Below are 23,465 nucleotides of genomic sequence, written 5' to 3' on the forward strand. Positions count from 1 at the left end.
TTTTTGATTAACGATTTTTGATTTTAGAAGTAAATCTCGAAATCAAAAATCGTTATTCTTCATTCTTAAATCATTATATACTTGATTTAAATTGCTCCAAGAAACGAACATCGTTTTCGAAGAACATTCTGATGTCGCCAATTTGGTGTAAAAGCATTGCAATACGCTCGATTCCCATTCCAAAGGCGAAACCAGAGAATTCATCGGGATTGATGCCACAATTCTTTAGAACATTTGGATCAACCATTCCGCAACCTCCAATTTCTAACCAACCTGTTCCTTTAGTAATTCGATAATCTGTTTCGGTTTTTAAACCCCAATAAATATCAATTTCGGCACTTGGTTCGGTAAAAGGAAAATAACTTGGACGTAAACGAATTTTAGACTTTCCGAACATTTCTTTAGTGAAATAAAGTAATGTTTGTTTTAAGTCGGCAAACGAAACGTCTTTATCAATATACAAACCCTCCACTTGATGGAAAATACAGTGAGAACGTGATGAAACCGCTTCGTTACGGAAAACTCTTCCTGGAGAAATGGTACGAATTGGTGGTTTATTGTTTTCCATATAACGCACTTGCACTGATGATGTATGCGTACGCAACAAAACATCAGGATTGGTTTGGATGAAAAACGTGTCTTGCATATCTCTTGCTGGATGATATTCTGGCAAGTTTAATGCTGTAAAATTATGCCAATCGTCTTCAATTTCTGGACCTTCAGAAACGTTGAATCCGATGGTTGAAAAGATATCAATAATTTGATTTTTTACTATTGAAATAGGATGACGAGAGCCAATTTGAATAGGCTCACCTGGACGTGACAAATCGCCATAAAAACCTTTTACTTCTTCTTTGCTTTCTAGCTCTTCTTGAATGGTTTTTACTTTTTCTTCAGCAACAGCTTTAAGTGTATTAATTACTTGTCCGAAGTCTTTCTTTTGGTCGTTTGGAATATTTTTGAACTCATTAAAAAGTTCTTTCAACAATCCTTTACTTCCTAAATATTTTATACGAAATTGCTCTAACGATTCTTTATTTTTCTCGTTAAATGCTTTAGCTTCTTCAATATGTTGTTTAATCTTGTCTATCATCGTTCGTTCTTTGAAGGTGCAAATTTAGCTTTTTTTAGTGATTAGTGAAAAGTAATTAGTAATTAGTCAAAAAAACGTTTGTAAAAAGCTAATCACTTTTCACTATTTACTATTCACTTAAGCAATAAGTTCTTTCTCTAAAAAATAATTCACAATGGCATCTTTCATTAAAATGGTTTGTTCACCTGCTTTTAATGGCGGTAATTCTTCTTTTACTTTATAGTGAGGCCATCCGTCTTTATCGAAAAATTCGAATTCGTAGTAGCCATAAGGTTCTAATAATCTACAAATGGCGATGTGCATTAGGTTTACTTTTTCGTCTTTTTTGAATTCGCGATGGAATTTTCCAAATTCTTGAATTCCGATAAGGTAAATTATGGCGTCTAAATCTAAATCTTCTCCTTGCGAAAATTGATTGGAAAGTATTTCAACGACTTTTTCCCAGCGTTCTTTTAGTTGTATATCTCTAGACATTTAATTTTTGATTGTCGATTAACGAATTTTAATTTCAGATTTTGTGCTGAAATTTAAAACTATTTGCAAATATAGTTTATCAAAACTGAATTTTTAGGATTTGGAATTTGCCTTTTGGAAATTCGATTATATTTGTCGTTTAAAAACAAGTAGAATGGGTTTTATCGATATTTTTTTAGGGGTTTTATTGGGTTATGGTATTTTTAAAGGAATTAGAAATGGACTAATTGTTGAATTTGCTTCCTTGATTTCTTTTTTTGTTGGAATTTATATTGCTGTAAAATTTTCTTCCGTTGTTGGAGGTTTTATTGGAGATTCAAAATCGGCTAAAGTTTTAGCATTTGTACTTACATTTATCCTTGTTGTTATCGGAATTCATTTGCTTGCCAAAGTCTTTTCTAAAATTGCAAGTGCCTTGTTTTTAGGATTAATCAACCGAATTGGTGGTGCTCTTTTTGGTGGACTAAAAACGGCGTTGATTCTTGGTGTGATTTTAAGTTTGTTTCAAAAAGTAAATCTTAATGATGCTTTAATCAGTAAAGAAACTCAGGAAGAATCTTTATTTTTTAATCCGATATTAAAGACATCTGAATTTATGTTGCCTGTTCTAACGGATTGGTTTAAGGATTTGAAAAGTAAGGTTTAATTAGACTTTCAATGTTATCTGTATGGATAAAGAAAGAAAGCTAACACAATTAAAGTGGTACAAAAAAAAAGTAAAAGCATGCTTTTGCTCTCTGAAGTAAATTTCCATTTGTCAAGACAAAAATATATTATGGAAAATAATATTGAAATTCCTACTAAAATTGGAACAGTTAAAACAAATATTAAACTAACACCACCGCCTTCAACTGGCACAAATAGCGTCATTATTGGAGTTAAAAAACCTAAAAATAAAATCAAAAATACTCCTTTATTGTTATTTCCCATTTGATTTTATTATATTTACATTCATAGGTTATAATGAAAAAATAAGATTCCTACGGAATGACAAACAATGTCTATAAACTACCAGAAGTAAGAAACTGAAAACTAAGCACTGAAAACTGCCAACTTTAATTCAATTCCTTAATCGCTTCATCACTGATCCAACCAGTAGTTTCATCGGTAAGTTGTACTTTTTTCCAATTGGCTATACTTTCTAGAATATAGACTTTTGTTCCTTCGTGAAGTAAAATTGTTTCTGGACTTGATGCTTTTGGTTCGCCTTTTACCGATGCTGTTTCGGCAAAAACTATAGCTGGTCTTTCATTTGCTAATCGGTTTTTTTCGAATAGTGCTGAAAAAATTGTGGTAGCTATTATTAACAATACGATAAACATTCCTGTAAAATAGATTCGTTTTTTAAAAGCCGTTGGAGAAAAATAATATCCAATGAAAAAAGCAAAAAACACAAAAGCAAACGCAACAGCAATCCAAGCCCAAGTATCGTAGCGATAACTAGAAGTAAAGTCAGCAATTAATTTATCAAAACCTACTTTTGGAATGATTTTAATGTCGTCAATAGCCATTTTTCTTGCAAAATCTAAGTTGGTTTGAATTTCAGAATCGTTTGGGTTTAGTTGCAATGCCTTTTCATAATTGTAAATAGCTGGCGCCACTTTATGCAACTTATAATAACAATTTCCGAGATTGAAATACAACTCAGCCGATTGTTGACCGTTTGCTAAAACACTTTCGTAGCTCGCAATTGCTGCTTCATATTTTCCGTCATTGTACTGATTATTTCCATCTACAAATGGATTAGAAACATCGGTTGCAAAAACAGATGCAGAAATAAATAGAATTATGTATAAATACTTTTTCATTTTAAACCATTAAGGTATTAAGGTTCATTAAGCTAACTCAATTATAATTTTTGGAACACAGATTTTAGAAATTTTAAAGATTATTAAAAGCTGTGTTGCTCGACTTATTATTATGATATCTGTTTTTCTAAACTCGAAATGATCTCAACTGCTTTGTCGTAATCTTGCTGAATTAATGTACTTGATGACGGAGCATATCTTGCCAATTCACAGCTCTCGGTTAAGGTTATAAATTCTTTTACCGTTTCTGAATCAGCTTTTCGTGATAGTAAAATTTCTGTGATTTTATCTTTACTCATTTCTGATGTTTCGATGTTTAATTTGGCTTTCAAGAAATTGTGCATTGCTTTTTCTAACGCAATATAAAATAGCTCTTTATTGTTGATTTGTTTTTTGGCTTCTGATAAATATTTCTTAGCCAACGCATTCGATTTTTTTCTTCGATTACCAACAATATCAGCGTCTTCAGTGTCTTTTCGTTTTTTGAAAACTATTACTGCTGGAATTAATAAAAATGGCAAACACAACAATCCATAAAACAATCCAGAACCTAAGAAATCATCTGAGGCTATATTTTCTAAATTTGTTTTTTGTTTGATAAAAGCAAATGATTTTGTTGGCGTCACCGCTTTTTTAGCCACTTCATCCGATGAATTTACTACAGCATTTGTACTATTATTTGTGCCTTCAAGTACATTCAAAACTATATTTGGTGAAGTAATTGTTTTATAACTACCCGATGTCAAATCAAAATAAGAAAACTCTAATCCTTTTATCGGAAAGTTTCCTTTAGATTGCGGAATTATAGTATATCTATCGGAAATACTACCAGTCATTCCGGATAACGGTGTAGAAACATTTTCTGTATGTTCTGGATCATACATTTCAAGTTCTGATGGAACAACAGGTTTTGGTAAATTGAATAATTTTAAATTTCCTACACCTGTAACTTTAATATCTAAATCTAGTGATTCACCGCTTTTAAGAGTGGTCTTTGACGGAAGAACACTAAAGTTGAATTTACCAACTGCGCCTGTAAAACTTGCTGGTTTACCTGCTTCAGGAAGTGGTTTTACATTTATAATTTTACTTCCTGCAGAAACTCTTTTGCTGTCATCGACGAGTTGCACTTGACCAAAAAAATTAGGTCTTCCGCGTGGAACTTGACAATCAATATCTAATGCTAAAGGTTCAATAACTAACTTACCAGCTTTTTGCGGATATAGAACTGTTTTTCTCAAGACGACATATCGGTATCGTTCACCTTTAAACATTCCTTCTTCGGCAACTAACTGTTTGATATCGATATTTTGACTCCAAAAATCTTTATACTTTGGCTTGTTTAATTCTTGCCAGTTGGTGATGCCTATGTTGTAACTAAAATACAATTTGTAAACAACGGTTATTGGCTCGTTTACATAAGGATTGGTTTTAGAAATATCAGCAACGAGGTACAAATTATTATCGGCTCTAACTGTTGCTGGTTCATTGGGATCATTTGGTTGATTTACCGCATTGGTCACGGTAATTTTAATGGGTAAGGTTTTGTAATACTGCCCATTAATTTCAATTAAAGCTTGTTTTATTATCAAATTACCTTTTCGTAAAGGCAATAAAACATAGGTATACGTTTTTAAAAATGAGCCACGTCCATTTATCCATGTTTCGCTAATGGATTGACTTGGACCGCCAACTACTCTAAAACCACAAGCTTCAAAGTTTGGTGGAACAAAATTATCTCCATCTTCATTCATTGAAAATTCAATTCGAACTCTTTCATTTAATCCCAAAGTATTTTTGCTCACTTCGGCTTCGAATTTTACTTGAGCGAAAAGTGAATTGGCTATAAATAAAACAATTAAAACTACTATTTTTCTCATCTTCTCATTTGTAATTATGAAATAATTACCAGTCTTTTTCAGGTTTTTTAGGATTAGCAAGTGCTTTTTGAGCATTTACTTTTTCTTGAACTTTTTTCTCTTCATTATTAACAGCATCTAATAAATTTTCTATTCGTTGCTTAGATGCGCCCGATGGCTTAGGTTGTTCAGGATTATTTCCTTTGCCTTTATCTTTATCTTGGTTGTCTTTTCCGTCTTTTTTATCTTTGTTTTTGTCTTGATCTTTGTTGTCTTTTTCTTGATCTTTCTTTTCCTCTTTTTTATCTTTTTCTTGATCTTTTTTATTCTCTTTAGGTTTTTCTGGTGGTGGATTATCTTTTAGCATTTTTTTAGCCAAAGCATAATTATAGCGCGTTTCTTCGTCATTAGGATTATTTCTCAAAGCATTTTTATAAGCTTCAACAGCACCTTGATATTCTTTTTCTTTCATCAAAACATTTCCAAGATTATGAAACGCTTTGTGTTTTTCGGGTTTGGTTTTAGCGTCTTGAATCGCCTTTGCAAATTGGTATTTCGATTCTGAAAATTGATTTTCTTTATAAATTGTGGTTCCTAGATTGTAGGATGAAATGGCTTTCTTCTTAAACTTTGACTGCGAAATTCTATAATTTGCTTCGGCATCGGCATATTTTTTTTCGGCAAATTCCTCGTTACCTTTTGGCAAAAATTTATCTTTCTCTTGCGCTTTTATTGCAAAAGAAATTAATATTAAAAGTAATGTTATACTGTTTTTCATAGTTTTTTTTGAAACGAATTTCACGAATTTTCACGAATTGTATTGTGTTAATTGCACGAATTTTGAAAGCTTTGCTTTCCTTATCTATTTTTCTTCATTAAATAAATTCAACTTTCTAACCCATTTGGTTCTTCTTTCCAACAAAAATGTGTCTAAAAACAAAAGAAAAAATCCGAATCCTAAAAACCATTGAAACTGCGATTTTAAATCGGCCATTTGCGTTGCTCCAAATTCGGTTTTTTCGGTTGAATCTAATACTTTTTTTACATAATCAACAACTACTTTGGTTGTATTTCCATCAACATAACCGCCTTTAGATGCTTTTGCAATTGTAGCTAAAACAGCTGCGTTTCGTTTGGTTACCACCACATTTCCGTCTTTATCTTTTTGTAATCCTTCACCATAACCATTTTTAGCCAACGGAATAGTTCCACCATTTTCAGTTCCAACTCCAACAGTAATAATTTTTACTCCCAATTGTTGGGCATCTTCCGCAGCCGATTCTGCATTGTCGGAATGATCTTCACCATCAGATATGATTACCAGTAACTTATTGGTTTTATCTTTTTTATCAAAATATTTTGTAGTTGCCAAATCAATTGCTTGATCAATCGATGTTCCTTGAGAAGAAATCATTCCTGGTTTCATACTTTGAAGAAACATTTTTGCAACAGCATAATCCGAAGTCATTGGTAAAACCGGAAAAGCACTTCCTGAGTAAGCAATAACACCTATTCTATCGCTTCCTAATTGATTGATTAATTGTGAAACTAATTGCTTGCTTTTTTCTAATCTATTGGGTGCAACATCTTCTGCAAGCATACTTTTAGAGACGTCAACCGCAAAAACGATATCAATACCTTGACGTTTCACTTTTTCTACTTTTGTTCCCATCTTTGGGTTAACCAATCCGATTATTATAAAAGTTAGTCCTAAAAGCACTACAATTATTTTCAAAATTGATTTAAAATTGGATTTTTCAGGACTTAACTTTTGAATCAAATCTAAATCACCAAATTCTTTTTGCTTTTTTCTTTTCCACAATTGAACATAAAGAAAAAGCACCACCAATATTGGGATGATGAACAATAAATATAAATAACCTTTTTCTTCTAATTCGTACATTTGATTGTCGATTGCTGATTAACGATTTTTGATTTCAGAATTAAATAAAACTTTTAAAAATTGTGTTTTTTAAAGCGATTTCTATCAGTAATAAAATTCCGGCTATCCAAACGAATAAACGGTATTTTTCATCATAATCGTAGAATTTTAGCTCTTCAATTTCTGTTGTTTCTAGTTTATTAATTTCGTTATAAATACTTTCTAATTTGCTGTTATTGTTGGCTCTAAAATATTTTCCACCCGTGTTTTTAGCAATCGTTTTCATTAATTGCTCGTCAATTTCTACAGGAAGCATTTTGTATAAAAAATCTCTTCCGTTGGGTGCATATGCATAAGGAAATTGTGCCATTCCATTAGTTCCTAAACCAATGGTGTAGACTTTGATTCCGTATTCTTTAGCAATTTCTGAGGCTGTTTCTGGCTCAATAAATCCGGAATTGTTTACGCCATCAGTTAAAAGAATTATTACTTTACTTTTGGCTTTGCTATCTTTTAATCGGTTTACGGCTGTTGATAATCCCATTCCGATTCCCGTTCCGTCTTGAAGCACATTATCAAATTTAATATCAGCAATAGCTTGTTTTACGATGGCTTTATCGCTTGTAACCGGTGTTTTAGTATAAGCTTCGCCAGCGTAGGCAACAACGCCAATTCTATCGTTAGGACGACCGTCAACAAAATCAATGGCAACTTCTTTTAAAGCTTCCATTCTGTTAGGTTTTAAATCTTTTGCTAACATACTACTAGAAAGGTCAATTGCCATAACAATATCGATTCCTTTAGTCGTCTTGGTTTGATTACTAATATCAACTGTTCGTGGTCGCGCTAAAGCGATGATTAAAAAACATAAAGACAAAATTCGCAGTACTGATACATATGGTTTTACTTTGGCCAAGATCGAATTTGAACCTTTAAATCCTTTAACCGAACTTATTTTTAAAGTGGCTGTTTGTTCTTTATTTTTCCACCAAAGCCACGCTATTGCTACAGGAATTAGCAAAAACAACCAAAAAAATTCAGGATTTAAAAAACTTATTTTTTCCATTGTTATTGCGCTTGTTTTAATTCGGCAGAATTAATAATTCTTTTACCAATTTTTTCACCATATTCATCACCTTCTCTTTGAGCAACTATGATTTGCTGCAAACCACCATCTTGTTTAAACAATAAAATTTCATAATACATTTTCTCACTTTCATCTTCTTCTTTGTCAAAAACAGTCATTGTTCCATAGGCTTTTACACCTGTAACGCCTTTTCCTGTATTGAATTCTTCTTGTTTAAAAAGCATATTTTGTGCTCCAAGTTTTTCCCAATTTTTAGTTATTCCATCTAAAACCGTTTCAAATTTAATATCGGTTGTATCTTTGAATTTAATAGTGGAAACACCAATAAACAGCTTCTGATTTAATGCACCATATTCAAACAATTGCATCTCTTTTAAAATAGCGTACGATTCTCTTGGAAGTGATTTTTTAGCATCAATTCTTTTTAAAACCTTAGGAGTTTCTAGAATTACTCCAGGATTTCCGTACTCACTTAAAACCCATTCGCCTTCTACTAACTCTTTGGTCTCGTTACCTAAAACAAAATCTTTGACAAAGTCGAATCCTTTTATTGCAGACGTTATTCCAACAGCTAATGCAAGAACCAAAACCGTAATAAAGACTGCATTTTTAATGCGTTTAATTTTTTGTTCTGATGCTTTTTTAGCTAATGCTTTTTGTTTTTGCTCTTCATTCCACTCCTCTAATTCATCTTTTTCTTCAACTAGTTCTGGAATGGCTTTGTGAATGGTTACAATCGTACTTGTAATTCGCTTTTTGTCTTCCTCAATTTCAAAATCTAGTGGTTTTACTTTAGCAAACTTTACTAAATCGGCTTGTTGTAATACTTTTTCTAAATTTTCAAGTATTTCTTTAGAAAGTTTTAATTTTTTGCTTTTGGCAACGTTTCTCAAACTCACAATTAACTCTGAAGTCGTGCTTTCCATTGCTGGAATGTGAATTTCTTCTTCGATGTAAGTTCTGGCAATATCAGTTAATTCAGAATAATACGATTTTATTTCACCACGTTGAATAAGTTCTTTTCGTTCTAATTGTTGCAATAGCGATGTTGCTTTTTCAATTGGAGTTTTATAGACGATTTCTTCAATCTTTTCTGGTTTTTTATAATATTTTTTGAATAACCAAAAAGCTAAAAATCCTAAACCAACTAAAAGTAAAATTCCTAAAAGATATTTCCACCAATCGCTTGAGCTTTTAACAGGAATGACATCTTTTATTTCATACATTTTCTGTTTTAAGGTATCGACTTTTACATCGGCAACCTCAACTTTTACACTGTCTGAAAAAGAAGGTTTTCCGTTAATTAAAATCTGAATTCTTGGAATAGTATATTTGCCTGAATCAAACTGAGTCAATCCGTATTTCTTGATTAACTCGTATTTATCATTAGTTTTAATCGTGTCAATTTTATAAGATTCAATAACTTCTAGAGCACCAAAATTCTGCGCTTTTGGAAAAACAACTTTATCTGTTTTATTCACTGATGCTTTTAAAGTCAACTTGAATTCTGCTCCGATTTTTTTCTTAGTTGAATCAATAGAAGTCGTGACTTTTTGGGCAAAAAGCGTTGATGTGAATAATAATATGAATAGTAACTTAAGTTTCATTTTATTGTTGATTGAAGATTAACGATTTTTGATTTTAGAAGTTTTACATTCGTCTGTGATAAATTTATTCCTCTTTTAATCGTTAATTTCTTCTTGTTGTTATTATCATTGTTGTTTACAGAAATGCTACTAAATTATTACAATTTACTATGGTTGGTATCAAATCTTAAATCAAAAATCGTTAATCATCAATCTTAAATCATTACCTAGATTTAAAATAACCCAATAATTTTTTTACATAACTCTCATCTACACGAGTATTTACTGTTCCTGAACCACATTTCGAAAAAATATCTTTAAAATAACCAACTTTCTGTTGATAGTTTTTTTCGTAATTCAATCTAACATTTTTAGAACTCGTATCAACAACCATAATTTCGCCCGATTCGGCATCTTCCATTTCAACTATACCAATGTTTGGCATTGTTTCTTCGCGAACATCATATACTCGAATTCCAGTAATATCGTGTTTTTTTCCAGCTATTTTCAGTGTTTTTTCATAATCATCGTCTACCATAAAATCGGAAATCAAAAATACGATGGCTTTCTTTTTTTGGGTTGATGATAGAAATTTTAAAGCTTGAGATAAATCGGTTTTTCTACTTTTAGGTTGGAATTCGATTAATTCTCGTATGATTCGAAGTACGTGTGATTTCCCTTTTTTTGGTGGAATATACAATTCGATGGCGTCGGAAAACAAAATCAATCCAATTTTATCGTTATTTTGAGTTGCTGAAAATGCCATTGTCGCAGCAATTTCAGTTACAATTTCACTTTTCAACTGATTTTTAGTTCCAAAATTTTCTGAACCCGAAATATCGACCATTAACATCATTGTTAATTCGCGTTCTTCTTCAAAAACCTTTACGTGTGCCTCGTTGTAACGCGCGGTCACATTCCAATCAATAGCACGCACATCATCACCAAATTGATAAGGTCGCACTTCAGAAAACGTCATTCCGCGTCCTTTAAAAGACGTATGGTATTCTCCCGAAAAGATATGATCGCTCAATCTTCGGGTTTTGATTTCTATTTTACGAACTTTTTTTAGTAGGTCTTTCGTCTCCATTTTCTAGTGTTCAGTATTCAGTGTTCAGTATTCAGTTTGCCAACTGAGCATTTAGCACTGTAAACTAAATTAAGGTACTTCAATTTCGTTTACGATTTTGTTGATGATGTCAACTGAAGTTACGTTTTCGGCTTCGGCTTCGTAGGTGATTCCGATTCTGTGGCGTAAAACATCGTGAACTACTGCGCGAACGTCTTCTGGAATTACATAACCACGACGTTTTATGAATGCATAACATTTAGCAGCTGTTGCTAAATTGATACTTCCACGAGGTGAAGATCCAAAACTGATTAATGGTTTTAACGATTCTAATTTATATTTTTCTGGGAAACGTGTTGCGAAAATGATATCAAGAATGTATTTTTCGATTTTCTCATCCATATAAACTTCGCGAACCGCTTCTTGAGCACGCAAAATTTGTTCTACAGAAACAACAGCGTTTACTTTTTCGTAAGAACCTTTCAGATTTTGACGAATAACCATTCGTTCTTCATCCATTTTAGGATAATCAATAACTGTTTTAAGCATAAAACGATCGACTTGTGCTTCTGGTAATGGATATGTTCCTTCTTGCTCTATTGGGTTTTGCGTAGCAAGAACTAAAAATGGTTTTTCTAGCTTGAAAGTAGTATCACCAATAGTCACTTGTTTTTCTTGCATAGCTTCAAGCAAAGCCGATTGTACTTTGGCTGGCGCACGATTAATCTCATCTGCAAGAACGAAATTAGCAAAAATTGGACCTTTTTTTATTGAAAACTCATTGGCTTTAATGTTGTAAATCATTGTTCCAACAACATCTGCTGGAAGCAAATCTGGTGTAAACTGAATACGACTAAAACTGCCTTGAACTGCTTGAGACAAGGTGTTAATTGCCAACGTTTTTGCCAATCCTGGAACTCCTTCAAGAAGAATATGTCCTTGACCTAAAAGTCCAATCAACAATCGTTCTACCATGTGCTTTTGACCCACAATGACTTTGTTCATTTCCATTGTCAATAAGTCAATAAAAGCGCTTTCTCTTTCTATCTTTTCATTGATGGCTCTAATATCTAAAGCGGCAACATTTTCTTCCATAAATTCTATTTTTTTCGAGGCACAATTAACTATAAAATTTTAACATTTCAAAATTGAATATTTTAGCACGAATACAATGTTAACAATGCGTTAAAACTTGTCTCTGATTCTGGTTTTTAAGGATGATTTATGATTTTGTTTTAGTAATATTAAAGGTTGCGAGTTTCGGGTTGCGAGTTTCGGGTTACTATATGTGAAATTAAAATTGCAATGCAAAAGGTAAAAATTTGCTAAATTTGAAATGAAATAACTTTTAAGTAACAAATGCTATGGCTACAATAACTACATTTGAAGAACTTGATATTTGGCAGTCAGGAAGAGAAATTTGTACAGGTATTTAGTATCAATTATTTATAAAAAATCTATGAATCAACAAAATAAAAACCCGAAACTCGAAACTCGAAACTCGAAACTTTCTGAAATAATTGCTGGAACTATGAATTGGGGCGTTTGGGATAAAAAACTCAACACCCAAGAAATGATTCATTTGATAAACATTTGTATCGAAAACAGCATTACCACTTTTGATCACGCCGATATTTATGGTGGTTATACGACCGAAGAGCAATTCGGAAAAGCATTTGGCGAAAGCAAAATTTCACGAGAAAAACTGCAATTAATTTCAAAATGTGGTATCCAACTTGAAGGAAATAGAACTAATAAAATCAAACACTACGATTACTCGAAAGAATACATCATTTGGAGCGTTGAAAATTCGTTAAAAAATCTCCAAACAGATTATTTGGATGTTTTGCTTTTGCATCGCCCAAGTCCGTTGATGGTTGCCGATGAAATTGCTGAAGCAGTTGAAAAACTTAAAGCGGAAGGAAAAATTATCGATTTTGGATTATCTAATTTTACTACTTCACAAACCGAGCTAATTAGATCTCGAATCAAGTTCGGGACAAGAACAGAAGTTAGTTATAATCAAATTCAATTTTCGGCAACACATTATGAAGCAATGTTGGATGGAAGTTTAGATTATATGCAAACACACGATATTCGACCAATGAGTTGGAATCCGTTAGGAACGGTGTTTAGAGAAGATAATGAGCAAACAAGACGATTGAAAAAACTTTTGGTGCAATTGGTTGAAAAATATGGAGTTGGCTCTGATACGATTTTACTTTCTTGGATTTTAAAACATCCTTCTAAAGTTGTTCCTGTGGCTGGAACGGTAAATATTGCCCGAATTCAACAATTAATGAAAGCAGTTGAATTGCCATTAGACAACCTAGATTGGTTTGCTATTTGGACAGAAAGTATTGGAAATAAAGTACCTTAAATTTAGTGATTAGTGAAAAGTGATTAGTAAATAGTATGCTGCTAATCACTTTTTACTTTTCACTCATCACTAAAAAATGATAAACAAACGCCTACTTATCAAGAACTTACTGGCTCACAATGATGAGTGTAGTTTTTATGATAAAAAACGGCAGTTGAATTTGCATACCAAGGAAGGAAAAGCGAAATTTTTGAAACATATTTGTGCTTTGTCTAATTCAAATCCTTCTAATAATTCTTATATCGTTGTTGGCGTTGAAGATGAAAATAACGAAATAACCGGCGACGATTTTTTTGACGACAGTCGCATTCAGAATTTGGTAAATGCTTTTTTGGAAAATCCACCAAAAATTCAGTATGAAAATGTTCCTTTTCCGAATTTGCCTCGGGATAAAGTTGTTGGATTGGTTACTATAAAACCCAAATCTAAAACTTCCTATTTTAAGAAAAACATTCATACGATTTTGGCTAATGCTACTTTTGTTAGAAGAGGAAGCAATACCATTCCTACGGATGAGAAAATTCCTTATTCTAAACTCAATATTGAAACGGTTTTAAGTATTGAAAACAGCTCGAGAAATAGCATTTCTAATACGCTTGATGGTGTAATTGATTTTGTGAATAATCGTCACAAGGATATGCCATCAAAGTACAAGGTTTTCAAGGAATTGTTTGTGATTTGTTGGGCTGGAATTCCGAAAAAAAATAGAGATAAAACTTTTTTTACACGCGTTGATATCGAATTGGTAAACGAGCAAATCAAGTTGTTTTATTCGGCTCAAGATGATGTGACGATTGATTATGACGAAAATACATTTACGATAACCGAATATGTGCCTTTGGGATTGAATGATAAAACGAGTTATTATCCGTTGGAGAAACAAAAGTTGTCTTTTTTTGATAATGGTTATTATAAAATTGAAACCGAAATGCTTTTTGAACCACCACAATACAATCGAAAAGTTTTGTTTCATATTTACAATTCTAATTTATCTTTGTTGAATAAATTGCAAAAAGGAATCGAATTATCGGATAGAGAACATCAAGATTTGATTAATTTACCCTCAACATTAATGATTTGTTACCTCAACGGATTTGAAGATGCTAAACAGAAATTAATTGAGGCAAAACCTTTATTGAAATTGCATTCGTTTACAACAGTTTATGTAAATTTTAAGGAAGTGATGCGAGTTTTGAGGAAGGTGAAATATAATGGAAAATAAAAAAACGACAGCTCGAGACTGTCGTTGTCTTAAATTTAATTTATAATTAACTTCGTTTCTTTTTATTTAAAAAAAAATAAAAAAGACATCCAATGTAAGGAAAAGCTAATATAATAAAATACCAATATAATGCTTTTCTTTTTGAGTAAACATCATATAATGAAACTACTACTAATAACAAATAGATTATAAAAAAGAATATAAAAAGTTCCATATCAAATATTTAATGCGTTGCGCAATATGTTGCTGCCCATGCCGCTAACATAGGTAAACAAGATGGATTAAGATCACACATCATATCACAAAAATCATCAGCTTGGCAGGCATTCTTCAATTTTCGATATGTTGATGCAATACAATTTGCTCTATAGTTAACTTGGTTACCTGATGCAGTTGGATTAAATGCTTCTCTTATTTTATAATTGTAATTTTCGCCAAACCTTATAACATCAAAAATAGAATATAAATTTCCATATTCATCAAAATGCTCTGAAATATTTTTTGATAAGTCAATTTTTTCATAACTTAGAGCATAATTTTTTCCATCATTATCAGTAAAGAAAGTAATAAAATTTTTATTACCATTCACAGAAATACTAACTCTGTATATTTTATATAATTTAGATTCGTGACTCAATGATGCATAATTTTTGGTGTCAACATCAGTGTTTTTAATTGAGAATTTTTTTGTTAGTTGATTAAACTCTTTGCTTGAAAAAAAAGAATCAAAGTTTTTATCTTATGCATTACCAACAAATCCAAACACAACGGTAGCAATTAAGCCAAATAGAATTTTTTTCATTTTTAATTGTTTTATAAAATTAATAATTATTTGTTAATCTTCAAATATTCGCGAGTAATTTGATACTTCAAAAATAATTATAGAAGTTAGGGTGATTTTACACTAAAAGTGTAAAAAAAGTTAAGGTTTTAAAAGATTAGATTCTGAAACCCTGAAATAAATTAAGAATAAATAAGTTTAGCATAAAAAAAACGACAGCTCGAGACTGTCGTTTTTTAGGTATTAGTTTTTCAACTAGTAAAACATTTAACTTTTTAAAAAATCTGATTTCAAAACAAATCTTTGTTTTGATTGTACAAATTTGCCTTTGCCAGATATACAAATAAGTAAGTATACCCTAAAATAAAACACATTTTTAATTTATTTTGTTTCTGTTTTCTTCTTCAAAAATAAAAAAAATAAAAAAACAATAACAATGCTAAATACTAAATAAGTGAATATACTTATTGTTTTGCAAACAAATAAAGCAACCAATACTATTTGCGAAATTACAAAATAGATTTTGAGATTTTTAATGTTGCTTTTTTCTTCCTTGGATTTGTTTAGAAATAAAATCACAATTATTAAAAAGTTAAAAATCATATTTGCGATAAATTTTTGTAATTCATGTATGTTTGTTGTAAAACAAAAAATATCATAAAATATTTTCACTAATACTAGTGCCAGAATAATTATAAGTTTTTTATTCATTTTAACAAGCTCTAATTAATTGATAAGTTGCATAACCGTGCGACAATAACCAAAGAACTAATCCTATTCCTCCAGTTACAGCAATTGCAGTAACTGAACATAATAAAATACCTGCAATAGCCTCTGCACAATTTCTTGTAAGTCTTCCTGCTGATGAGGAATTGTCTCCAAGTAAAGACGTATAAATATTTTCTAACGCAATAAGATTTTTAATCTCATCTTTGGATAATCCATCTGTAGCTTCATATAAATCTTTAAATTTACCATCGTGAAAATTAGTGAAATTTTCATAAATTTTAGGATTTAAATTGTTTTTTCTGAATAAAGTTACCATTCCATCTTTACGGTATGTATCCATATTGGACAAAAGGTTAGAGTCCATTTGTTTATCATATGTTTTAAAATCAACCTCCTTAGACGTTAGGTTTTTTTCGATTTCACTTTTTAAAATTAGAAAATCAGATTTTTCCATTGCATAGTTCTGACTTAAACATAAATTGGTAAACATTACTGTGGCAATTAAGCCAAATAGAATTTTTTTCATTTTTAATTGTTTTATAAAATTAATAATTATTTGTTAATCTTCAAATATTCGCGAGTAATTTGATACTTCAAAAATAGATATAGAAGTTATGGTGATTTTACACTAAAAGTGTAAAAAAAGTTAAGGTTTTGAAAAATTAGATTCTGAAACCCTGAAATATATTCAGTGTAAACGAGTTCAGCATAAAAAAAACGACAGCATTACTACTGTCGTTTTTACAGAAAAATTAACCCAATTTTTCAACTTACTAACTATTTTAATCAAATTCGTTCAATCCGTAGAGTATTTCCTTCATTTTGGTTCCGTTTATTTCTACTGGTTTGTAGGCAACGTTGAACTTGTTTATGGCAACATCAATATCGGCTTTGAGTTTTTTGTATTCTAATGGTAATTTGGTTTCGCATTGTTTTTCGTTTTCGTAACTGTTTAAAATGATTTTGAACTTCTCATAAAACTTGCCACCTTGATCAATGAAATTATTGTATTGTGTAATAAATTGAAGCAATCTATCGATAGGAAATTCTAGATTAACTTGCATCTTAAACTGTGTTGTGCCAGTTGCAGCTTTCATCTTAGAAAGATATTCCTCCATTTTTTGGTTAACTGTTTCCCAATCGTCACTGCCTCTGCAGTTTTCTAACGACGCAACATACCCAATTGGTTTGGTATAATCTTTAAATAAAAGTTCGATTTCTTGCTTAATTTTATCGTTACTGGTTTGCAAAAAAGCGGTTTCAAAATAAATAGTGTTTAAGTCGTTTTGCATACTCAAAGTGAAATCTAAAATACAATCTACATTGGCCAACTCTTTTTCTTTTTCTTCTTTAGTGAGTGATGAGCTGAACATATTGGAGAATGTTTGCACTACAGAAACAATGGTGTTGGTTCCTAAAACCGAGGTTAAATCGAATCCTGCTTTTTTGTCTTTCTTTGAAGCTAAAAGTTCTTTAAGTTTTTCATATTCAGGATATTGGTTTGGATTGGATATTTTATTGATTTCATTAAGCGTTCGAACAGAGGCAAAATGATGATCTAAACCTAAGACTTTTTCATATAGAATTTTAATGATTTGTAACCCTTTTAAGTATCTAATTTTGGATATTTCGCCCGAACTTTCTTTTAACAAATCATTGATTTCTGTAATAACAAAATCTTTTTTTACTAATAAATCAACTTTTTGCTCTGTACTGTAGGCAACGGCAAGCGATTTGTTAATTTCATTTAATTCTTCTTGCTTGATATCTATTAACAATTCAAATTTATGATTAATAGCTTTAATTTCATTTATCAGCTCAGCAACGATTTCATCAGGATCGCTGTTTTCTACTTTTACAAAAGCATTGGCTTTAGCAACAAGTAGAAAAAGAACCACTATGTATTTAATCGTTTTCATTTTTCTTAAATTTTAGTTTGTACTAAATTCTTTTTACTCTTTAGTAAGCGTTAGTGTGATAATTACTTTATTGTCTTTAATTTCAAGAGGATATTCACCTTTCTTTAAATATTTGTAGTGGTAATCAAAATCTAAATAAAGTAATGTTTTAAGGTCAAATTCATAATCTACTTCCTGGATGAAATACAATCGTTCTCCTGCAGTGATTTTAGAATATTCTTTATCAAAAAATTTGTGTTGCTCTTCTTTTGACAAATTCAATACGTCCATTTCGATCACCATCGTGTTTTGAGCTTTTTTATAGGTTTTAATCGCTTTCATTGAAGTTGATTTGTTATTTGTTGCTGTTGTATCGATGTTGCATAAACCTCTTCCAATATCACAAAGCTTTCCGTTGAAATTGGCTTGTGCTGTTTTACTTTGAACTTGTGCCGTTGAAAAAAAGGATAATAATAATGCCGCTATACTTATAAGTAACTTTATCATAATTAATTAGTATTATTTTGTAGATGTAAAATTACTATGATGACAAAAGCTAATTTTACACTTAAAGTGTAAAAAAAGTTAAAAGTTTAGAAAAATTAATTTTGAAACAATTGAAGTATAAAAAAAACGACAAGTATTAGTTGTCGTTTTGGAAGTAAACTATTAAATTATTTTTTATTTTTTAGGAAATAATAAAGCGTCATAAATAATGTAACGGTTGCAAATCAGCACTATCGAGTTTATAACTGAAAGCATTTTCGGTTTAAATCTTATAATTTAAAAATAAATTACCAATTATTACATTATCTAATTTCGAGAAATAATATCCTGTCTTTATGCCAACAATAAAGTTTTGGCTTAATTTATAATTTAACTTTGTTCCTAAAAAGATGGTTCCTGAATTTTCTTCAAAATTTAATGCTTTTTGTTCTATGAATCCCAAACCAATGATACCTGAAAAATATAACTTTTCCTTAATCATTCCTTTTTCAGGAATCCCTCCTTCAACATAAGGCATTAAAATATTTGTTTTTATAATGATATTATTTTCGCTTACTTCATTAAAAAGACCATCTAAACCTATTATTATATTTTTAGATGTATTGTAACCTATAAAAAAATTACCATTGATTCCGTATTCTTTATCGACGGTTGTAAAACCACTACTAGCGCCAAAACTAATTCCCTTTTGTGAATATCCATAATTTACAATTAAGCAAATTATTAATATAAAAATGTATTTTTTCATATTGTTTAAATTAATTTATATATTCGGTTTTAATTTCTATAATGCGTTTATTGTTCAAGAAAAAATCAACTGGAATATAAGATAGTTTATCATTTCCTAGAATTTGTTGTTCAATTCTGTTTAACTCAATCGTAGATGCTTCAAAGTTAAACTCTTTTACAGATTTTAAAATTTTGAAAACAAATTCTGAACAATATAGTTGATTATCATCTCCTAATTTAAATTTCCTGTCGAAAATTATTTGTGCTTTACTTATTTTTAATAATTCAAATTTAATTTTCTTCAGATTTTTTTTTGATATTTTACATTCCCAAATACCATAGTAGAAAATATCATTGACATTTTTAAAACTTGATAATGTTTCAATAATTAAAGATGAATTTTTTTCTTTTTTGTCACTTGACACATTATAAATACGTAAAGTATCGTTTTCAATCAATCCCAAACCTATATGAGTTAAATCCATATTTAAAAGATTGAATCGCTCTCCAATCAACTCTTTTTTACTTAAAGTGCCTCTTCCAACAAAATAGATTGAACTTGAGTCTAACTTTTGACTAAAACAATTTAAGCACAAAATATTTAATACTATTAATAATGTTTTCATTTTACAAATTTTTTATAAAAGTTAGCTTGAAAAAATATATTTTCAAGCTAACTAAAGGATTAAGGTTTATTTGATATAGCTTCTGATACAGCACTGGTAGCTACAGCTCCTGCTGCTATGCCTGCTGCACCTCCTGGTATTCCTAAAACACCACCTGCAATGTCTGCAACTATTGACCACCAACGAAAACGACCTGATAAACTATTTGTAAAAGTTGGGTTAGGATTTTCTACTAACCATAGATAACTAGAGTATCTAGCGATTGACGTAGCACCTAAAACAAACTCTTTTTCTGAATTTGATATTTTAGATGCTATTATTCTATCTTCTAAAGAAATTACATTTTTATATATTTTATCAAAATCAGTAGCGCCTTCAAAACTATTTAGCAACTCTTTTAAAAACTCTTTGGCCTCAAAACTCAACTTTTGATCATCTACAAGAGTGTTAAAATTATTTGCAATATCTGGCATATATTGCTTCACTTGGTTTGTAGTTATTGCATAATATTTACTACCAAATTTTGATTTGTATTTTTGATTTTCTAATACAACAGGTTTTATTTTTGTTAAAATCTCTTCAATAGACATATTCGGTGTTTTGAATTGTTTAAAGAATTCAGATAATACTTCATTATGAATTACTCCTAAATAGTCATATTCATTTTTTGAATTAGACTGTGCATTCCCAACGAAACCAAACATAACTGTGGCAATTAAGCCGAAAAATAATTTTTTCATAATAAATAAAATTTTAGAATTAAATAGTCCAAAACCTTTTTTGAACCTGTTTTTAATAATTGTTTTGATAACAAATAATTCTCGAGTAATTTGTTATATCAAAACTACTACAACCCTCAAAGGTGGTATTACACTAAAAGTGTAAAAAACGTTAAAACTTTATTTATCTATGAAATCATTAAAAATACTAAATAGTATTACGAGGTTAATCTAAGTGAAATTCTGAATCAAATTAAGAATAAACCTAAAGTAAACCAAGAGCTCTACATTCTCTTAGAATGTCTTCATCGGTTCCTTTCTCTATGCCAAGAAGGTCTTTTATTTTACTTTTTCTCTTTTTTATTTTATCTTCAGACACATTCATTTTATCTGCAATAGACTTTATTTGCAAACCTTCCGCTAATAATTCAATAATCTTTCTATCTTCACTATCCAACAGCCCTTGAGTAAATAAAGGTTCTCTAAGCTTTTCTTTAGCAGTTATTGTCATATAAAGTTCTCCTCTTAGAACTGTTTCAAGGGCTTCATAAAGATGTGTTGGTTTGAAATCGCTTTTAATCAACAAACCGTTTGGGTTTATTTTTTTGACAACATTATATAGTCTGATGGCATCAAAGTGTGCCGTAAGCATAATAATCTTGGTGTTAGGCATATGTTTTCTTATTAAAACACCTAAATCTTCACCGTTCTGAATTTTTTTCTCTGGATAGCTTGGAATAGAGTAGTCTAAAAAAACTAAATCAAAATAATTTGCATTTTTAGCATCTGAAATGATGGTGTAAGCTTCTTCACAGTTATTGGCGGTCGATATTTCAAAAACATACTCCTCGGTGTTGAGCGCTAAAATAGCCTTGTAGCCTTCAATCATTGCCGGATGATCATCAATCATTAAAATTTTAACTTCCATAAAAATATTAAGTTATATCTTACGTGAAAGTAATAAACTAATATGGAATTATCAAATTTATTTTTGTTCCTTTTTTTATAGCTGATTGAATCTCAATTTTTCCGTTTAATTCTGCCACTCTAGTTTTCATATTGTTAAGCCCAATACCTTTCTTTTTTTGAGTGACATCAAAGCCATTTCCGTCATCAGAAATTTCTATTTGCAACTCACCATTATCGGTGTTGAACATACTAACTGCTACTGTAGTAGCTTGGGCATATTTTTCAATATTTTGCAATGCTTCTTGCAGTATTCTATATAAATTGATTTTGGTTGTATTATTAATTAAATCCCAATTTACAGCATCACTAACTTGAAGTTGAAAATGAATTTGAGAGTGATTTTCTATTTTGGCAAAAAGTTCTTTTACAATTCCAATAAAATTGGCATTATCTGAAAATAAATCAGAGTTCAAATTGTGTGCAATGGCTCTTATTTCTTTTTCAACATCTTGAATTTCGTCAATTTGTTTTGAAAAACCGCTTTCTTCTGCAAGTTTGTGTTTTACTAAGGCAACATAAAGGTTCATCCTTACCGCAGTTAACTTGCCCATTACACTGTCGTGAAGGTCAAGCGAAATTCTTTGCTTTTCAATATTTTTAGCTTCTTCAATTTTTTGTTGTTGCTCCATCATTAATTGATAGATTTCTTCGTTGGCTTTTTGCTGATCTTGTTTTAAAAGCAATTCGCGTGTTTTAGCTTTTTGCGAATTATTTTTAAACCATAAAACAATGATAATTATAGCAAGAATTGAAATTCCAACAATTACCAAAATTTGATAAGTGAGATACTTTTTTTCCTCCGACAGACTGTTGCGTTCGGTAATAATCTCATCGGTTTCAAATTCTATTCGGGCAAATTTGTCTCGTGTCTTTCTTTCTTCAATTTGAAGACTATCATTCAACTGAATAAATCGATTAGTATAGAAGGAAGTTTGTTTTGGATTGGCTTTGCTTAGAAGTTTTAAAATAGTTAACTCATCTTCAAAAATATTATTTAAGTGGGCTTGCTTTTGAGCATCTTTTAAATAGATATTAGCTTTAATTGTATCTTTTTGAGCTAAATAATATTCTCCTAAATAAGTTTTAGATGTAATTTGAATAGGTGCAAATTTCAAGCTATCACCAATTTTTAAAGTTTCTAGAAAACCATTAACCGATGATTTTTCACCGAGTTTAAATTTGGAATAGTTTAAACTGTTTAAAAGATAAGAATAAATTGATGGATCAACTTTTTTTAGATTCTTACTGTTTAAACCTTTCTGTGCATATTTAATTGATTTAGCATATTGTTTTTGTTTACGATAAACATTTGAAATATAAACTAATGGCATTGAACGAAGAGAGGTGTGATTTGGATTTAACAATAACTTATCAGTGGAAACTAATGCCTTTTCATAAAACTCAACAGCTTTGTTATAATTATTTAGGCCATTAGAGCAATTTCCTAATGTTAAGTAACAACCATATTTTAAATCCTCTTTATTTAAATTTTTACTTATTTTTAATGCCTTTATTGCAAGATTTTCAGCAGTAATATATTCATTTTTAAAAGTTAAAATATCTGCTTTAGTAGTTAATGTCTTAACTAAATATTCTAAATTATTTAGAGCCATAAAGCTCTTTTCAGCTCTCGAAAATGCAATAAAAGCATCTTCATAATTTGCATTATTATAGTAATAATTTCCTAAAAGAAAATTATAAAATGATATTTCATAAGGATTTACTTTTTCGGAAGGATTCGCAATTAATAATTTGCATATCTTAACATATTTAGGATTATTCAGAGAATAAAAAATTCTTGTAACTCCAAGGTATTTACTTCTTGAAATTGAATCAAAATTATTTTTTTCAATTCCATTTAATACCTGATCTGCAATCTTTAGTTTTAGCTTAGTATCCATTGTACTTTCTGCAACAATAAACAAGCTATCAATAACCTCTTTTTTTGAAAAATAGTCAGCATTCTCCTTTTTACAACTAAAAAGAAGAATGCCTACTATTAAAATAAGTACTATTTTTTTCAAATTATTATTTTTTTCAAATTTAC

At 30.3% G+C, this 23,465-nt stretch carries 23 protein-coding genes; 4 read left to right on the forward strand and 19 right to left on the reverse strand.

The genetic code is table 11. The features are described from left to right. Positions 1 to 73: 73 nt before the first annotated feature. Positions 74 to 1,093, reverse strand: coding sequence for a phenylalanine--tRNA ligase subunit alpha (gene pheS, locus Q0050_RS14180; protein WP_298397271.1), 1,020 nt, complete (start codon positions 1,091 to 1,093; stop codon positions 74 to 76). A gap of 117 nt (positions 1,094 to 1,210) precedes the next feature. Beyond that, on the reverse strand, positions 1,211 to 1,567 hold the full coding sequence (locus tag Q0050_RS14185) for a hypothetical protein (protein ID WP_298397273.1): 357 nt from the start codon (positions 1,565 to 1,567) through the stop codon (positions 1,211 to 1,213). A gap of 154 nt (positions 1,568 to 1,721) precedes the next feature. On the opposite strand from Q0050_RS14185, the gene Q0050_RS14190 reads away from it, so the two are divergent. Together Q0050_RS14190 and Q0050_RS14195 are read left to right on the forward strand one after the other, a co-directional pair. After that, the gene (locus Q0050_RS14190; RefSeq protein WP_298397276.1) at positions 1,722 to 2,213 is read left to right on the forward strand and encodes a CvpA family protein; all 492 of its coding nucleotides are present in this window, start codon (positions 1,722 to 1,724) and stop codon (positions 2,211 to 2,213) included. A gap of 129 nt (positions 2,214 to 2,342) precedes the next feature. Continuing rightward, positions 2,343 to 2,501 carry a hypothetical protein gene (locus tag Q0050_RS14195; RefSeq protein WP_298397279.1) on the forward strand — a complete coding sequence of 53 codons (159 nt, stop codon included), beginning with the start codon at positions 2,343 to 2,345 and terminating at the stop codon, positions 2,499 to 2,501. A 121-nt stretch (positions 2,502 to 2,622) separates the two neighbouring features. Here the strand turns inward: Q0050_RS14195 and Q0050_RS14200 are convergent, their stop codons facing one another. The 8 genes from Q0050_RS14200 to Q0050_RS14235 all read right to left on the reverse strand — a co-directional run bounded on the left by Q0050_RS14200 (position 2,623) and on the right by Q0050_RS14235 (position 11,953). Then, a complete protein-coding gene (locus Q0050_RS14200) occupies positions 2,623 to 3,375 on the reverse strand; it encodes a tetratricopeptide repeat protein (RefSeq protein WP_298397282.1) in 753 nt (250 codons plus the stop codon). A gap of 110 nt (positions 3,376 to 3,485) precedes the next feature. Continuing rightward, positions 3,486 to 5,255: a BatD family protein gene (locus Q0050_RS14205; RefSeq protein ID WP_298397285.1), complete on the reverse strand. Its 1,770-nt coding sequence runs from the start codon at positions 5,253 to 5,255 to the stop codon at positions 3,486 to 3,488. Positions 5,256 to 5,280: 25 nt separating this feature from the next. After that, a complete protein-coding gene (locus Q0050_RS14210) occupies positions 5,281 to 6,012 on the reverse strand; it encodes a tetratricopeptide repeat protein (protein ID WP_298397288.1) in 732 nt (243 codons plus the stop codon). Positions 6,013 to 6,096: 84 nt separating this feature from the next. Continuing rightward, complete coding sequence (locus Q0050_RS14215; protein ID WP_298397291.1) at positions 6,097 to 7,137, reverse strand: VWA domain-containing protein; 1,041 nt, start codon at positions 7,135 to 7,137, stop codon at positions 6,097 to 6,099. A gap of 40 nt (positions 7,138 to 7,177) precedes the next feature. Further along, a complete protein-coding gene (locus tag Q0050_RS14220; RefSeq protein WP_298397294.1) occupies positions 7,178 to 8,182 on the reverse strand; it encodes a VWA domain-containing protein in 1,005 nt (334 codons plus the stop codon). A gap of 2 nt (positions 8,183 to 8,184) precedes the next feature. Next, the gene (locus tag Q0050_RS14225) at positions 8,185 to 9,810 is read right to left on the reverse strand and encodes a BatD family protein (RefSeq protein ID WP_298397297.1); all 1,626 of its coding nucleotides are present in this window, start codon (positions 9,808 to 9,810) and stop codon (positions 8,185 to 8,187) included. Between the two features lie 202 nt (positions 9,811 to 10,012). Continuing rightward, positions 10,013 to 10,879, reverse strand: a complete 867-nt coding sequence (locus tag Q0050_RS14230; RefSeq protein ID WP_298397300.1) for a DUF58 domain-containing protein — start codon at positions 10,877 to 10,879, stop codon at positions 10,013 to 10,015. 69 nt (positions 10,880 to 10,948) lie between these two features. After that, entirely contained in the window at positions 10,949 to 11,953 is a 1,005-nt protein-coding gene (locus Q0050_RS14235; protein WP_298397302.1) for a MoxR family ATPase, read from the reverse strand. A 364-nt stretch (positions 11,954 to 12,317) separates the two neighbouring features. Between Q0050_RS14235 and Q0050_RS14240 the strand changes: the two genes are divergently transcribed. Both Q0050_RS14240 and Q0050_RS14245 read left to right on the forward strand, forming a co-directional pair. Continuing rightward, positions 12,318 to 13,238, forward strand: a complete 921-nt coding sequence (locus Q0050_RS14240; RefSeq protein WP_298397304.1) for an aldo/keto reductase family oxidoreductase — start codon at positions 12,318 to 12,320, stop codon at positions 13,236 to 13,238. Between the two features lie 76 nt (positions 13,239 to 13,314). Continuing rightward, a complete protein-coding gene (locus Q0050_RS14245; RefSeq protein WP_298397306.1) occupies positions 13,315 to 14,460 on the forward strand; it encodes an ATP-binding protein in 1,146 nt (381 codons plus the stop codon). Positions 14,461 to 14,683: 223 nt separating this feature from the next. Here the strand turns inward: Q0050_RS14245 and Q0050_RS14250 are convergent, their stop codons facing one another. From Q0050_RS14250 to Q0050_RS14290, 9 genes are all read right to left on the reverse strand, one after another. Continuing rightward, entirely contained in the window at positions 14,684 to 15,097 is a 414-nt protein-coding gene (locus tag Q0050_RS14250) for a hypothetical protein (RefSeq protein ID WP_298397309.1), read from the reverse strand. An 856-nt stretch (positions 15,098 to 15,953) separates the two neighbouring features. Then, positions 15,954 to 16,496 carry a hypothetical protein gene (locus Q0050_RS14255; protein WP_298397312.1) on the reverse strand — a complete coding sequence of 181 codons (543 nt, stop codon included), beginning with the start codon at positions 16,494 to 16,496 and terminating at the stop codon, positions 15,954 to 15,956. Positions 16,497 to 16,752: 256 nt separating this feature from the next. Next, positions 16,753 to 17,889 carry a hypothetical protein gene (locus tag Q0050_RS14260; protein ID WP_298397315.1) on the reverse strand — a complete coding sequence of 379 codons (1,137 nt, stop codon included), beginning with the start codon at positions 17,887 to 17,889 and terminating at the stop codon, positions 16,753 to 16,755. 33 nt (positions 17,890 to 17,922) lie between these two features. Next, positions 17,923 to 18,375, reverse strand: a complete 453-nt coding sequence (locus Q0050_RS14265) for a hypothetical protein (protein ID WP_298397317.1) — start codon at positions 18,373 to 18,375, stop codon at positions 17,923 to 17,925. 262 nt (positions 18,376 to 18,637) lie between these two features. Further along, positions 18,638 to 19,123, reverse strand: a complete 486-nt coding sequence (locus Q0050_RS14270; RefSeq protein ID WP_298397318.1) for a hypothetical protein — start codon at positions 19,121 to 19,123, stop codon at positions 18,638 to 18,640. A 10-nt stretch (positions 19,124 to 19,133) separates the two neighbouring features. Further along, on the reverse strand, positions 19,134 to 19,730 hold the full coding sequence (locus Q0050_RS14275) for a hypothetical protein (protein WP_298397320.1): 597 nt from the start codon (positions 19,728 to 19,730) through the stop codon (positions 19,134 to 19,136). Between the two features lie 59 nt (positions 19,731 to 19,789). Further along, on the reverse strand, positions 19,790 to 20,470 hold the full coding sequence (locus Q0050_RS14280) for a hypothetical protein (RefSeq protein ID WP_298397323.1): 681 nt from the start codon (positions 20,468 to 20,470) through the stop codon (positions 19,790 to 19,792). A gap of 244 nt (positions 20,471 to 20,714) precedes the next feature. Further along, a complete protein-coding gene (locus tag Q0050_RS14285) occupies positions 20,715 to 21,377 on the reverse strand; it encodes a response regulator (RefSeq protein WP_298397326.1) in 663 nt (220 codons plus the stop codon). Positions 21,378 to 21,414: 37 nt separating this feature from the next. Further along, positions 21,415 to 23,442: a sensor histidine kinase gene (locus Q0050_RS14290; RefSeq protein WP_298397333.1), complete on the reverse strand. Its 2,028-nt coding sequence runs from the start codon at positions 23,440 to 23,442 to the stop codon at positions 21,415 to 21,417. Positions 23,443 to 23,465 lie beyond the last annotated feature (23 nt).

This window comes from Flavobacterium sp., from assembly GCF_027483985.1.
Lineage (GTDB): Bacteria > Bacteroidota > Bacteroidia > Flavobacteriales > Flavobacteriaceae > Flavobacterium.

Bases quoted from the DNA above. Each gene is read 5' to 3' on its own strand.
- pheS (WP_298397271.1), bottom strand. From the start codon at position 1,093: ATGATAGACAAGATTAAACAACATATTGAAGAAGCTAAAGCATTTAAC.
- Q0050_RS14185 (WP_298397273.1), bottom strand. From the start codon at position 1,567: ATGTCTAGAGATATACAACTAAAAGAACGCTGGGAAAAAGTCGTTGAA.
- Q0050_RS14190 (WP_298397276.1), top strand. From the start codon at position 1,722: ATGGGTTTTATCGATATTTTTTTAGGGGTTTTATTGGGTTATGGTATT.
- Q0050_RS14195 (WP_298397279.1), top strand. From the start codon at position 2,343: ATGGAAAATAATATTGAAATTCCTACTAAAATTGGAACAGTTAAAACA.
- Q0050_RS14200 (WP_298397282.1), bottom strand. From the start codon at position 3,375: ATGAAAAAGTATTTATACATAATTCTATTTATTTCTGCATCTGTTTTT.
- Q0050_RS14205 (WP_298397285.1), bottom strand. From the start codon at position 5,255: ATGAGAAAAATAGTAGTTTTAATTGTTTTATTTATAGCCAATTCACTT.
- Q0050_RS14210 (WP_298397288.1), bottom strand. From the start codon at position 6,012: ATGAAAAACAGTATAACATTACTTTTAATATTAATTTCTTTTGCAATA.
- Q0050_RS14215 (WP_298397291.1), bottom strand. From the start codon at position 7,137: ATGTACGAATTAGAAGAAAAAGGTTATTTATATTTATTGTTCATCATC.
- Q0050_RS14220 (WP_298397294.1), bottom strand. From the start codon at position 8,182: ATGGAAAAAATAAGTTTTTTAAATCCTGAATTTTTTTGGTTGTTTTTG.
- Q0050_RS14225 (WP_298397297.1), bottom strand. From the start codon at position 9,810: ATGAAACTTAAGTTACTATTCATATTATTATTCACATCAACGCTTTTT.
- Q0050_RS14230 (WP_298397300.1), bottom strand. From the start codon at position 10,879: ATGGAGACGAAAGACCTACTAAAAAAAGTTCGTAAAATAGAAATCAAA.
- Q0050_RS14235 (WP_298397302.1), bottom strand. From the start codon at position 11,953: ATGGAAGAAAATGTTGCCGCTTTAGATATTAGAGCCATCAATGAAAAG.
- Q0050_RS14240 (WP_298397304.1), top strand. From the start codon at position 12,318: ATGAATCAACAAAATAAAAACCCGAAACTCGAAACTCGAAACTCGAAA.
- Q0050_RS14245 (WP_298397306.1), top strand. From the start codon at position 13,315: ATGATAAACAAACGCCTACTTATCAAGAACTTACTGGCTCACAATGAT.
- Q0050_RS14255 (WP_298397312.1), bottom strand. From the start codon at position 16,496: ATGAAAAAAATTCTATTTGGCTTAATTGCCACAGTAATGTTTACCAAT.
- Q0050_RS14260 (WP_298397315.1), bottom strand. From the start codon at position 17,889: ATGAAAACGATTAAATACATAGTGGTTCTTTTTCTACTTGTTGCTAAA.
- Q0050_RS14265 (WP_298397317.1), bottom strand. From the start codon at position 18,375: ATGATAAAGTTACTTATAAGTATAGCGGCATTATTATTATCCTTTTTT.
- Q0050_RS14270 (WP_298397318.1), bottom strand. From the start codon at position 19,123: ATGAAAAAATACATTTTTATATTAATAATTTGCTTAATTGTAAATTAT.
- Q0050_RS14275 (WP_298397320.1), bottom strand. From the start codon at position 19,730: ATGAAAACATTATTAATAGTATTAAATATTTTGTGCTTAAATTGTTTT.
- Q0050_RS14280 (WP_298397323.1), bottom strand. From the start codon at position 20,470: ATGAAAAAATTATTTTTCGGCTTAATTGCCACAGTTATGTTTGGTTTC.
- Q0050_RS14285 (WP_298397326.1), bottom strand. From the start codon at position 21,377: ATGGAAGTTAAAATTTTAATGATTGATGATCATCCGGCAATGATTGAA.